8 protein-coding genes and 1 pseudogene are annotated in these 14,382 nt (G+C 39.2%); 1 reads left to right on the forward strand and 8 read right to left on the reverse strand.

Annotated features, from left to right (window positions below; translation table 11 throughout):
• The 8 genes from ACO1O5_RS03115 to ACO1O5_RS03150 all read right to left on the reverse strand — a co-directional run.
• Window positions 1-689, reverse strand: a 689-nt coding sequence (locus ACO1O5_RS03115; RefSeq protein WP_486268375.1) for a sugar-binding domain-containing protein, incomplete at its 3' end; no start/stop codon positions are given.
• 48 nt (window positions 690-737) lie between these two features.
• A complete protein-coding gene (locus tag ACO1O5_RS03120) occupies window positions 738-1,811 on the reverse strand; it encodes a glycoside hydrolase family 53 protein (RefSeq protein WP_486268376.1) in 1,074 nt (357 codons plus the stop codon).
• A gap of 203 nt (window positions 1,812-2,014) precedes the next feature.
• The gene (locus ACO1O5_RS03125) at window positions 2,015-3,811 is read right to left on the reverse strand and encodes a SusE domain-containing protein (RefSeq protein ID WP_486268377.1); all 1,797 of its coding nucleotides are present in this window, start codon (window positions 3,809-3,811) and stop codon (window positions 2,015-2,017) included.
• A 19-nt stretch (window positions 3,812-3,830) separates the two neighbouring features.
• Window positions 3,831-4,676, reverse strand: a complete 846-nt coding sequence (locus ACO1O5_RS03130; RefSeq protein WP_486268378.1) for a SusE domain-containing protein — start codon at window positions 4,674-4,676, stop codon at window positions 3,831-3,833.
• Window positions 4,677-4,694: 18 nt separating this feature from the next.
• Complete coding sequence (locus tag ACO1O5_RS03135) at window positions 4,695-6,287, reverse strand: RagB/SusD family nutrient uptake outer membrane protein (protein ID WP_486268379.1); 1,593 nt, start codon at window positions 6,285-6,287, stop codon at window positions 4,695-4,697.
• A 27-nt stretch (window positions 6,288-6,314) separates the two neighbouring features.
• Window positions 6,315-9,314: a SusC/RagA family TonB-linked outer membrane protein gene (locus ACO1O5_RS03140; RefSeq protein WP_486268380.1), complete on the reverse strand. Its 3,000-nt coding sequence runs from the start codon at window positions 9,312-9,314 to the stop codon at window positions 6,315-6,317.
• A 185-nt stretch (window positions 9,315-9,499) separates the two neighbouring features.
• On the reverse strand, window positions 9,500-10,240 hold the full coding sequence (locus ACO1O5_RS03145; RefSeq protein ID WP_486268381.1) for an NUDIX hydrolase: 741 nt from the start codon (window positions 10,238-10,240) through the stop codon (window positions 9,500-9,502).
• A gap of 72 nt (window positions 10,241-10,312) precedes the next feature.
• Window positions 10,313-13,453, reverse strand: coding sequence for an alpha-amylase family glycosyl hydrolase (locus ACO1O5_RS03150; protein ID WP_486268382.1), 3,141 nt, complete (start codon window positions 13,451-13,453; stop codon window positions 10,313-10,315).
• A gap of 180 nt (window positions 13,454-13,633) precedes the next feature.
• On the opposite strand from ACO1O5_RS03150, the pseudogene ACO1O5_RS03155 reads away from it, so the two are divergent.
• Window positions 13,634-14,382, forward strand: a pseudogene (locus tag ACO1O5_RS03155) (NAD-dependent DNA ligase LigA); the annotation flags it as partial.

Raw genomic sequence — 14,382 nt, forward strand, 5'->3', positions numbered from 1 at the left:
ACGACAGTTGTGTAAACAAAAGTTCCGCTGTTCCCAATGTGTACGTTGTTGTATTCGTTAAGCCATACATGGCGATAAATGCCGGCACCTTCATAGAACCATCCTTCATATTGCGTAGCGTCAACCCTTACAACGATAATATTTTCCTTATCATAGTTAATAAAATCCGTGATGTCGTATGCAAAACCTATGTAGCCACTTTTATTATTCCCAAGATAAATTCCATTAATCCAAACATTTGCATCGCGGAAAATTCCATCAAACTGAATTTGAAAACGCTGGCCAGAATCTTTTCTATCAACAAAAAAATGTTTTCGATACCAACCGATACTTGTTTCAGGAAAAAGGCCGCCAACGGGCTTATAGCCGTGAGCCATTACATCAAAATTGGGTGAATTCACAAAAGGAAGTTCTACAGCCCAATCATGAGGAACGTTTAATGTTCGCCATGAGCTATCATTAAATTTTATATCTACTGCGCTACCATCTCCTTTGCCGGTTTTAGAGAATATATTTGCGATGGAATAGTTGAAATCTTTTGAAGCATCTGAAGCGTTTCCCAAATGAAATTTCCAATCGTTATCAAAATTAACCTGCCTGCCCGACAGGATATATTGCGCAGAACAGAATTTATTTGAACATAACAACAACGTCGAAACAACCAATATTTGACGAAAGATTCTTTTCATAAAAGCTAATTTTAGTGTAAACCATCGTTCAAAAAAATATCGCCGATCTTATTTAAACGCATCCAATGCAATAGTGGGTCTACCTGAATTATCAAAAGCTCCCAGCGAGTAGCCCTGCCAGTTATTATATGCTTCGGGCTCCCAGTAAAAAACGCCCAACCCTTTGTTTCCGCTAACCGATTTTGTTTTTGCAATGAGATCACTTATGAAAGAATTGCAGGCGCTTGAATCTGTCCAACTCATACCCACTTCGCATATCATAACAGGTTTGTTATACCTGGCAATCATGTCGCTCACGTTACTCTGGCATTGAATATTGTAGGTACTCCATGAATTGGCTGGCGGGTAAAGCGACATGCCGATAATATCCCATTTTACTCCATTGCTTTTTAAACCATCAAACATCCAACGAAATAAAGTATTATCATATCCATTGGAAATATGAACAATAACTTTTGAACTGTCGCTTACTGATTTTACGCCATTATATCCCGCGTTTACAAGCAATGCAAAATTCGCCATATTAACTGAAGCCTTCCCCAAAGGCCACAGCATACCATCATTGGTTTCGTTTCCAACCTGCACCCAGTCAGGAAAAATTCCATTTATCTTCAATGAATCCATAACACTAACGGTGTAATCATAAACTGAAATTTGTAAGTCGCTAATATTTTCATTGGCCCATGCAGCAGGAGTCGTTTGATGGCCGGGGTCTGCCCAGGTATCGCTATAGTGAAAATCAATCATAATTTTCATGCCTGCATTTTTTGCACGAATAGCTTTAGCAACTACATCAGCAATGTTATTGTAATCATCAGTGGGATTTACCCATGCACGAAGCCTGATTGAATTGATACCTTCGCTTTTTAAAACCTGGAAAATATCTTGTTGAACACCGCTTCGGTTATAAAATTGCGTACCCTCCGATTCCATTTGTGTAATCCAGCTAACGTCTGCTCCTTTTGCAAAAAAAGTATTAAGAACGGGTAAGGTGTCTACGTGATGTGTTGTGTCAACGGGCAATATATCTGTATAAGGAGGGGCAGTGTGTGTTGAATTTTTTTTACAACTAAAACTGCTGCTTATTCCTATAAAAAAGAGAAGAATGAAAAATATTTTCATAGATAATATTTATGCATTTTCTTAGAGAGCACTTCAACAATTGTATTTCGCAAATCAGTAGTCTTATTGAAATTATAAAGTTACTTTATAATACAGCTTAATTGGCTTTACAGAAATTTTAGAATCATAAGGTTTCAAGATAATTAGAAAAGAAAAGCCAGCTCGTACTTTGAACTGGCTTTATAAACTCATTAGCTTCAAAACTACTGCTTTGTAACGGTGTATTTACCTGTTGCAAAATTTACATCTATCAGGTAATTGCCCGTTACAGCGGGTCCCGGTGTATTAGACCCTGGGACAGCTCCATCATATAAAATTGACCCGCCAGTTGCGCCTGTCCCTCCGTATTTATGACTCCAATCTCCATTGACCGGTAAGAACAAATAGCTTCCTGTTGAAGATAAATTAACCGTCAATTGGAAATCAGTAAGATTAACACGTGTGAATTGTTGGGAAGGTACAGGGACAGGGTTGTTCCAACCTCCTGCTGTTGCATCCCCTACAATGTACAAATTGGTCGGAACGGGAAGTGCTCCGGTAAACGGAGTTACCGTATAAGTTCCCGTTTGGAAATTAACAATAATCTGGTAAGTACCACTGGCAGCAGGAGCTGGTGTATTAGAACCAGGAACGGCACCATCTGCCAGCAGTGTTCCGCCGGTAGCGCTTGAACCTCCATATTTGTGACCCCAATCTCCGTTCAACGGTAAAAACAAATAGCTTCCACCTGCTGTTAAATCAACAATTATCCCAAACGAAACTGCGTCAATCCGGGTAAATTGTTGTGACGGAGTCGGTACAGGATTAGCCCAACCACCTGCAGTGGCATCACCCACAATATACAAGTTGCTTGGAATGGTCATGGTGAAAGGAGAAACAGTATAAGTACCCGTTTGGAAATTCACTACAATCTGGTACATACCACTTGTTGAAGGCGCCGGTGTATTAGAACCGGGAACGGCACCATCCGCTAATAAGGTCCCACCTGTCGCGCTGGCACCGCCATATTTGTGCCCCCAATCTCCATTTACCGGTAATAATAAATAGCTCTTTCCCGCCGTAAGGTTTATCACTATACCAAACGAAACCGCATCCAGCCTTGTAAATTGCTGAGACGGTAAGGGGACCGGGTTGCTCCAGCCACCAGGCGTTGCATCGCCAACTATATATAAGGTCGGCGGAATGGGAGTAAATGTTGTGATGCTGATACTCACGACACTTGACTTAACTAACGGTGTAGTATAAGTGCTTCCCAAATAGCTTACTATTCTAAACTCTACATTCTTGGTTGATCCGCCGGATACTCCCGCTGCAATGGCCATGGAGTTCAAGTCGTTTACCAATATACCTGAGGTTAATTTCTGATCATATTTTATTACCTGCGGATGAGCAAAATTATCTCCGGCCGTGTCTAATTGCAGCGCATAACTTATCGTGTTGTTGCCGTATCCGCTGGCATTCCAGGTAAATGATATGGCATTACTGGTGGCATTAGACACATCCAATACTATTGGCGAAGTTGATGATGGAGTTAGCGTTATTGGAACCAAATATGGCGTCATTGTTACCGTTACAACATTGGATTTATATTGTTCATTGTTATTGGCGTAAGAAGAAGTAAGCCGGATATCAACACTGAAAGGGCTGCCAGGAGAAAAACCAAAACCGGCCAATACATTATTCAATTGGTTCCCGGTGAATGAAACATTTAGAGGGCCATCCACTTCAAAATTAACGGCATGAGTAAAATTTCTTCCGGCAGAATCCATCTCAACAATAAATTTCTGGTGCGATGAATCGGTTGCGTATTTCGGATTGCTCCAGCTAAGCGTAAGCACCGTCTTTGATGAGTCTGCCGCAGTAGGAGCAATAGTTGTTGTAGATGCTGTGAGCGTAGGTGCAACCCCATTTCCATAATGAGGCAGGTCAGCAATCTTTTTGCAGGCACCAAATGCAGTTAATAAAATAACTGCAAAAAGTAGTTTGAATATATTTTTCATAATTGTCTTTTATGGAAATTTATTGTTTTGTAAGAGTTACTTTCCCTGATTGAAAGTCAACCTCAATTTTATAAGTACCACTTGCCAATGGAGCTCTGCAATTTCCGCCATTTAATTTGAGGTCATAATTAAATGTAGAAGGGTCTCCTGAAGCTTGTTCTTTAGCAATGCTCCATTGTTTATCAGAGTCCCACAAGCCATTAACCGAAATAAATTTATATTCACCGTCACCAATAATCGCTGTTGTCAACTGATAATCAGTTGTACTTACCCTGGTAAATTGCTGCGTGACTGGGTTAGTCAGAGGATTATTCCAGCCACCCGCAACTGCGCTGCCTACTATATAAAGATTGCCGGAGGCTGGTGGTGTAACTTTTGGTGGTATAGCATACGGCGTTGCCGCAAACTTCAGAACGTTGGACATCAATGGTTCCTGCCCACCAACAAAAGCGGCGGTAACACGCATTTCTATATTATGACTTACACCTGTTTGTAGTTTAAGCTGACTAAACAAATAAGTATTAATGTCACTTTGCAAGAATTTTTGAGACAAATTAGTACCAACGGAAATAATTGCTCTTTTCGGATTAGTAAAATTGGATCCGGCAGTATCGATTTCAATATTATAATCTACATCCAGGGAACTGATGCCGGTATTAAATTGATAATTAGGATTCGTCCAGGATAACTGAAGCGCCTGATTATCCTGGGTTGCATAGGAAAGCGGGATGCTGTCTGCAATCGAAGCTGTCAAAACCGGGGCAGTACCGCCCTGGAATATAACCCGATTTTCTTCCTTTTTACATGCCCACATTCCCGAAAGAATTAGGGCAGAAAAGATAAATATTTTAGATATTCTTTTCATGACGTTATAATATTTTAATTAATAACCTGGATTTTGCTTTAAGTTAGTATTGGCTGAAACATCGCTGGATGGTAAAGGATAAAGATTTCTGAAATCTTCAACTGCACGCCCCCCGGCAACGCCTCCTTTCCATGGCCACAAATATGTTCCGGTGGTGAACCTGCCATAGCGAATCAAGTCTGTTCTTCGAAAACCTTCCCAATATAATTCCCTTGACCTTTCATCAAGAATTAGGTTAAGATCAATTGACGAAACGTTGCCCTCCGTGCTTCCTCCATAAGCTCTTGTGCGCAACTTATTGAAATAGGATAACGCTGTTGCATTATCGGCCCCGGCACCACCCCGTAAAAAGGCTTCATCATAGATAAGATACATTTCTGCTAACCGGAAAATCGGAAAATCTACGTCTGCAAAATCCAGGCTGCTTCCGTGAGATCCGTCGCGGTTTAAGTTCCTGTATTTTATTACAGCATATCCATTAGGAAATTGAGTTTGATCTGCAATTTCCAAACTTTGCCCTGATGTATAAAATTCTGCTCGTTGATCATTAGGATTTGTAAAAAGACCGGGAAGTGCTTTCGTAGTTCTTAGTCCACCCCAACCACCTCCAACTCCGGTTATTGAGCCGGGCATTGAACCACCGTTTTCCGCGTGAGTCAAATAGGTAGTTCCACCGTAACCCTGAGTTTTTATGCCGTCATAATTGATCGTCAGGATAAATTCATTGGTGTTTAAATTATTGTCTGCGAGCATTAGCTGGCGGTAGTCGGGTATCAGTGAATATCCTGCATTAATTACTTTTTGAGAATAAATAATGGCAGAATCATATTTCGCAGTACCTGTATAGACCTCGGCATTCAAATAAGTGCGTGCCAATAGTGCCCAATCTGCAGCCTGATCCGCTCTGCCGTACTCATTTGTTTTTGGAGCAGCTAAATCAGGATCAATGGCCATTAATTCAGTTGTTACATAATTAAAAAGTTGTGCCCGTGATGCCTGTTTAGGTAAAAATGTACCAAGTGGCGCATCATCTTCTGTTACAAACGGACCGGTACCGTACAAATCCATGATGATACTATACTGGTATGCCCGCAAAAACCGGGCTTCAGTTCTATATTTTTTTATTTCGTCTGCATCAGTTCCTGTAATCCCACGGCTGCTTACGACTGCGTCAGTTGACTGGCGGAGAAACTCATTACATAAGGTAATTTGAAAATAGCATCGGTAATACAATCCTGTTATGAATGGATTACTCGATGACCAATTCATGTTATGAAAATCCTGTATTCCAATATCACCCCATGCTATAACGGCTTCATCTGTTGACAACTCCTCTGCCTGGAAATACATGCGGAGAAAATCAGAAAAGCCTTCGTCGATTCCGTTTATGTCGCCGCACTGAAAACAAGGCGCTGCAGGTCCTATATTTCCTGTAAGACCATATGCGGCATATAATTTTGCAAATGCTTGTTTGTAACCGGCAGGAGTTGTATAAACCTGGTCTGCTGTTTTATCATTAGTTGGAATCCTATTCAAATCTTTATTGCAGGAAGTAAATACAGCGCCAAGTAAACCAACTGAGGCAATTATTTTAAAAACATTTTGTTTCATATAATTATTTTAAAATTATTATTAGTCTTATCTGAAGGATACATTGAGTCCGATGCTATAAGTACGTGGCCTTGGATAAAAGTTATTATCAATACCTCCATTTATCTCAGGATCGAGCCCTTTATATTGAGTAACAACAAAAACATTCTGAACATTACCCGTAACCGTTAGCGTGCCGATATTATGAAGTATTTTCCCAAAGGTGTACCCTACATTAATATTATCCAATCGGAGAAAAGAAGCATTTTGCACATAGTAATCGGTGAGAACTGCTTTGTCTCCGTTTCCTGTAAAATTTGTTGCTAATACATTAGTCGATCCGTTACTTAAATAACTCAGAGGATTAATAATATTCCGGATAATCCCCGTACTCGAAAAAATATTATTGTACATATAGTTACCTAAATCCGCCCTTAATACAAATCCGGCGCTCCAGTTTTTAATGTTAACGCTACTACTTGCTCCGAATAAGTAATTGGGGTCTACACTTTTATAGGTATATAAATCTGTACCATTAATAATTCCGTCCCTGTTAAGGTCTGCATAAACGCCTTCGATCGGGTTTCCCTTATCATCGTATACCTGTTTATACACATAGAAAGAACCTCTTGGCTGTCCAACTGCATTTATTAGAATTGTACTATTTACGCCCCCGGAGATTCCTCCATATTGATTTCCTGCAAAATTAGGATCCGATGAAATAGTGAGCTTAGTGATCTTATTTGTGTTATAAGTACCATTTAGGTTTACGTTCCAGGTTACATCCCTTGTCCTTACAGGTATCAGATTTAGTGAAACTTCAACTCCAGAGTTTTTCATACTTCCCACATTAGCAACAATTTTGTTACTAAAGTTCGATCCTGCGGGTTGGCTGATTTGATTTAATAAATTTGTAGTTAATTTATAGTAGTAATCTACAGAACCTGTTATTCTATTATTAATAAATCCAAAATCAAGGCCTGCATTGTATGTAGCTGTTTGCTCCCACTTTCTATTATAGTAGTAACCAGATGGCTTGTAAACCTGGTAAAAAGTATTTCCTAACTGATATTGGGCTTGCTTATTACTCAGGCTATAATACGAAATATAATCATAGTCGCCTATGCCGTCCTGTTGCCCAGTAGTGCCATAACCCAACCTCAATTTAAGATCGGATACAGCTGACGAATTTTTTAGAAAACCCTCGTCTTTTATTTTCCATGCAAATGATCCGGAAGGGAATACACCCCATCTGTTGCTTGGATTAAACCTGGAGGAGCCATCCGTTCTTATAGTACCTGTTAAAAAATATTTCCCGTTAAAAGAATAATTTAAACGTCCGTAATAAGATATTAAGGTATTTTCTGGCTTATCAAATGGGAAATTGGGAGTACTATTAGGTACCATAATACCGTCGGCAGTATAATCAGCAAAATTGTAATTGGTTGTTAAAAAATTCTGATAAGCATATCCCGCAACAACATCTATGTGGCTTTTAATTGAGCTGATATCTTTTGCATAATTCAAATAAAATTCAAATAATGTATTTGCCTTTGTCTGCCGATACTTGTTGTCAATACCACCATGTTTTTTGTCAGGTGTACGTTCATAGTCCGAGGCTGCACTATCCGGAACAAAAATGGTCCCAAGTCCTGTTGCAACATCGTATCCAAGATTCATGTTTACATGCAGGTCCGGCAAAAAATGAACTTTATAATCAATTAGTGCGTTGCCAATACTTCTTCTCACTTCACTTAAATCTCTTCTTTGAAACAATAAACCCACCGGGTTCAACGGCGCCAAAGATTTCAGTCCTGTTACACTCGTGGAATCTGGGTATTCAAAATATCCTCCAAACCTTTTACTGCCTGAATAAACCGGCTTTGTTGGGTCAAAATTAACCGCAGCACCAATTGCTCCCTGGTTGGCAAATCTTGTTTCACTAACAGAAGCCTTCACATTTAAATCTATTTTTAAATGATCATCAAAAAACCGTGGAGAAATATTGGCACCAAATGAATAGCGCGATAGTTTATCTGTTTTTAATATTCCTTCCTGATTGAGATAACCTACTGAATAACGATAAGGCATATTTTTATAGCCGCCACTTACACTTAAATTATTATCGGTGCTGATTGCAGTTTGATAAATTTGATTCTGCCAGTCCGTATTATATTGCCCTAATAATTTTACACTTTCCGCTGAACCATGCGTCTGAACAAATGATCTGAATTGTTCAGGAGAAAGTACTGATACTTTCTTTTCAATTTTTGCAACCGCAAAAGTTGTATTAAAGGTTACTACCGGTTTTCCAACTCTTCCTTTTTTTGTGGTAATTATAATAACACCGTTAGATGCCCTTGACCCGTAAATGGCCGCAGCTGATGCATCTTTCAAAACGCTGAACGATTCGATATCGTTTGGATTGATAAGGCTTAATGGATTTGCAGCGCCCGATATACCATTATTGTCCAATGGTACTCCGTCTATTACAATAAGTGGATCATTACTTGCATTTAATGATGCGCCGCCTCTTATTCTAATAGTGCTACCTGAACCGGGGGCGCCGCTGTTGGAGGTAACTTCTACTCCAGGCAATTTACCGGCAATTAATTGGTCGGGCGAAACAATATTTCCTTTTTGAAAATCTTTTGAGGTAACCTGCGCTATTGATCCGGTTAAGTCCTTTTTCTTCGCGGTACCATAACCAATAACCACAACATCAGTTAAAGTTGAAGCAGCCGTTTCGAGCGTTACGTTAATGGAGGATTGTCCGCCAATTCGAACTTCCTGGCGGGCATAGCCAACTGCCGACACAACGAGCGTATTCGAATTTTGTGGCACTGATATCGTAAAACTCCCGTCAGCAGCGGTTTGGGTTCCAACTTTGGTTCCTTTTACAATAACGCTAACGCCCGGAAGAGGCGAGCCATCTTTTGAACTAACAATACCTTTTATTGTGTTCTGCGCATTAGCAACAAAAGAAAACAGGATCGATAAAATCAAAACACATATGCGCTTTGACATTAGAGGGATGCTTATTCTCATAGCAACAATCGTTTTTAATTAAGAGGAATAATTCTACAGTTTGGTAATGTGTAAAATTTACACAAACTTAAATATAGTTCGCAATAAAAAAAATTTATTTAATGGATAAGTGGTCAGGTTTTCTTATGACATTGGTCATATTTTCATAATCAGCTCATCATGGTTCAATGTTTTGTCACAAAAGTTTAAAAATCTATACCTGACCAGGTTTTCTTCTTTCTTTCATATTTTTCATAATCAAACTTGTATAACCTACCGGGCCGATGAGGCACGTTTTGTTCGTCTTCTCCCATATCTACCAGGAAATCCATTGCAAAAAATTTCTTCCTGAAATTTCTCCTGTCAAGTTTAATATTTAGAATGGCTTCATAAAGATTTTGTAACTCCCGTAAAGAAAATTTATTGGGCAGCAGGCTGAGACCAAGAGGATGTTCCTGTACTCTCTTCTGCAACCAGGTGTAACAATTCTCAAATATTTTTTGATGATCGAAGGCAAGATCTGTGACACTTTCAACTTCATGCCAGTGCAATTCGTTATCAAGTATATTTAATTTGTGGTGTTGAACATTTATAAGAGAACAATAAGCAACAGTAACCACGCGTCCCGCCGGGTGCCTGTTAACATCCCCAAACGTATGTACTTGTTCCAGGTAAACATCGTTTAGGCCTGTACGTTGCTTTAATATATGATAGGCCGCAGTGTCAAGGTCTTCATCCGGCTTCACCAGGTCGCCAAGTAGGGACCATTTACTCTGGTACTTTTTCAGGTCCGAACGAATCAACAAAACTTTTAGCTTGTTCTCATCAAATCCAAAAATTACGCAATCCACCGATAAAGCGACGCGGTTGATACTTTGTACTTCAGATTGAATAACTTTAAAGGTCTTAATGTTCTTGTGAGAATTATCATGTAACGTTTTGGCCATAGTGCATATAAAATTTATGGGTATAAAGAGATTATTTAAAATGAATACAGTATAGTCTTCATAAAAAATTTATCAATTTCCTTTTAATATTTTGATACTTTGTATTTGCTGCGACTCTATGACGGTAAGGAGGTATATACCTTTGGAGAACCTACCAGCATCGTTTATTTCTATTACATTTGTTCCGGCGGACACATTCTTAATTTGCCTGTATAATTGCCTGCCGTCAATATCATTTATAATAAGAGTTGCCTTGTCAGGAACTAAGGACTCAACGGTCAATTCTATTTTCTGTTTAAACGGATTAGGATGTACAGTTGCGAATTTTCCTTTTGCCCGCACGCTTATCTTTACAACCGGGCTGTATTTAAAATTACCTTCTTTATCAACCATCTTCAAACGGTAATAATACACCAATGATGCGGCAGATGAAACATTGTCAGCATAAGAATAATTGTTATTTGCAGAAACTGCAATTTGTGCGACTAAGGCGAAATTTCTTCCATCAATACTTTGCTGCAATTCATAATAATTTAAATCGTTTTCGTTATCAACTTTCCATGATAATACATTTGTATTTCCATTATTTTTACCACTAAAACTTACTAACGTTACCGGCAACACGATATCTGCGTTCAGGTACACATGATACTCTCCTGGTTGTAATGTAAAAGATTGTGAAACGCCGGTCGCAGTAATTTGTGCACCATTTAAATAGTCAGTCCAGGTTCCTGCACTGGGAAAAGTAACTGAACCCGTTTGAGAAACTACGTCAAAGTTGCCGATCACAACAACCTTCAGATTATTATCATAAACTTCCATCCATTTGAAAGCTCCTGATAAATTATATGCAATTGTGCCGGTAGTAAATGTTGAGAGATATGCAGGCGTTGTTCTAAGTTTTAATAAGCCGCTATAAATATCATGCAAAGATTTTCTATTCGCATTTTGGAGGTAATTCCATTTTATTGGCTTTGTATCCAGCCGGCAGTTATTATTAATGGTAACGCCGTCGGCACAGGTATTAATAGAATAATCATAGCCCAATTCGCCAAATTGCCATAACATTTTAGGACCGGGTATTAAGGCCCAAAAGGCTGCCGCCATTGCATTTCGATTTAATGCCGTTACAGTATCTTTTATATTATAAGCGCCACTGCTGTTTCCATATTGTTCATTTTTCCACATTAATCTTTCCTCATCATGGCTTTCCTGGTAAGTAACAAGAGTAGGATTAGAAAAACTGCGATTAGTATAGATGCCTCCACTAAAATCCCAATCAGTATTATAACCCATTGTTGCCTGGTTAAAGTTATAGTTCATGTTGCCCCACGTCATCATTCCACCTGCGGAATATACCTGCTCCTCGTTATTATCTGCAAACATTTCGAGTATCGTATAACTGCCGGGAGAAACTGATTGCTGATAGTTGTAAAGTGTATCCCAAATATTTATCCTTTGCTGGTCATAATTGGCGAATGTTGTTGTATTACAATTATTACCAATGGCATCGCACGTGTTGGTGGGTGTAAAGCCTTTTGCCAAATCAAAACGGTAGCCATCTATATGATAATTTTCTAGCCAATAGGCGATCACTCTTTTTCTGAATTCTTTGGTGGCGGTTGTGGCATTGTTAAATTGGTAACCCACATCATAAGCATGTGTATAGTGCTGTGCAAACCATGGATTGTTTGCCGCCGGAATATTATTGATATTGTCAAAATACATCTGCACCATAGGTGATGATCCAAACGAATGATTTAGTACCATGTCCATTATGACTGCCATACCGTTTTGGTGACAAGCGTCGATGAATTGTTTTAATGCGGTTTCAGTTCCATAAACTTTATCAGGAGCAAAATAAAAGTTAGGATTATATCCCCAACTGCTGGCCCCTTCAAAATTGTTGAATGGCATTACTTCAATTGCGTTTATGCCCAACTTTTTAAGATAGTTCAATGTATCCGTTAAAGTCTGCCAATTTCCTGCAGCTACAAAATCACGAACCAATAATTCATAAATCACAAGATTTCTTTTATCTGGTTTTGAAAAATTAGTAACCTGCCAGTTATAAGGAGTTTGGCCTGTTTGAATAATACTCGCAAGCGTACCACTAGCCTGAACAGGGAAGGTTTTCAGCGCCGGATAAGTGGTTGACGGGATACCGGGGTCGACATTTTTATCAAGCACTTTTTCGGTATTATAATCGGCCACCTGGATACTATCGTCTATCCGGTACTGGTAGGCATATTCTGTTCCTGATGCTAATCCTTTTATAGTAATCCAATAACGTAAGCCATCAGGTGTTTCATTCATTTGATAAGACGGAGAGGCGGTCCACCCATTGAAATCCCCCAGTACCGTGATGTGATTTTTATTGGGTGCGTATAAAACTAACGTAGCTGAATCTGCAGAAGCATAATAATTAATGCCATCCGAAACCCCTGCCGGCAGCGGGGCTATTGTGTTAGCAGACGGAATGTAAAAAGAAAGAGTGTCGCTACTTGCGTTCGCGCCATTGGTTGCTTTTACAATTATGGTCTGCGCCCCAAAAGTTGAAATGGTAGGAGCAACACTGTCTTTAGTTCCGGTAATAGTAGACAAAAGAGTTCCGTTAAAATATGTCTGTAATGTACTTCCTGACAGGCTTGCTTTTCCCACGATTGGTAATACATCTCCAACGGTCTTGGTAATTGTTTCGGCAACCCGGGTATATTTCGGCTGGTAAAACGGATTATCGATTCTGGCATGCAGGCCGTTGTCATAGACAGGAATATACATATCGGATCCATCAGAGTTAGATTGTTTAAGGCTTCCATTTCCGCTTCTGAAAAGAATAGCTATTTTTTGTATGGTCTCTGCCGGGTTAGACATTCCAAAAAATGTACGTAAGCCACCGGTTATCGTGTAGGACCATTTATTACTACCAAGGTAAATGGCCTGAAACGTAGGATTGGTAGTACCCCACACGCTATTTACATACTTCCAGTCAGAAGAACTGGTACTTAAGTTGGTGATCACTCCTATATGCACGTACACATCAGATGTTGGCGTATAATTAAGAAGTCCCTGATTTCCTTTTGTAGCGTCCATTGTAATAACAACAGGCGTACTAGCTTCCTTTATAAAATCGGGAGACCATGATAATAATTGGGAAAAACTTTGGAAAGTAATAAGCAAAAGCGTGCAACAGAAAAGTATAGCTTTCTTCATATCAGGCAATTTATTGTGTAAAATAAACACATTATTCTAAACAATTAATCAACCATGCAAAAAAATTTTTGATGTTGAATAAAAACAAAGAAAAATTTTCTTTCCGGTATATGAAGAAATTTTTTTAGTTGAATTAAAATAGTTCCCGCGGCTATTTCTATTTTTACAGCAAATTTATTCATGTACACTAAAGATCAGACAAAAGATTTACAGGCATTAACAAACAAGCTGCTAAAAAATATTGGTTCCGTTGATGAATTAAGAAATGTCTTAAAGTTCCATGAATACAGGTACTACATATTAAACGATCCTCTTATTTCAGATGCAGAATACGACAGACTTTATAAAGGTTTGGAAAAGCTGGAGAAAGAAAATCCTTCATTAATAGCCCCTGATTCTCCAACTCAAAGAGTGGGTAATAGTTTAAATAAAGAGTTCGTAACAGTTCCACACCTGGTGCCCATGTTAAGCCTGGAAAACAGCTATGATGCCCAAGACCTGGTTGATTGGGACAAAAGGGCAAAGGGACTCGTAGATACACAACAGATTACTTACAGCGCCGAACCAAAATTTGATGGCGCCAGTATTTCGCTCATTTATGAAAATAATATGCTGGCAAGAGGTGCTACTCGTGGCGATGGAATTGCCGGTGATGACGTTACAATTAATATTAAACAAATAGGGTCAATCCCTTTATCAGCCAAATTTTCTGATTATGGAATTAAACTAATAGAGATGCGCGGAGAAGTCTTGATGACTAAAGAAAATTTCAGGCAGTATAATGCGGCATTAGCTGAAGATGGACTGGCGCCGTTAGCCAACCCACGAAACGCCGCGGCGGGCTCATTACGAATGAAAGATCCCGCAGCCGTAAGGAAAAGAAAGTTGGAAGCGATATTGTACCACATCAGCTTTATTAAACTAATTGA

The organism is Ginsengibacter sp. (assembly GCF_057362405.1).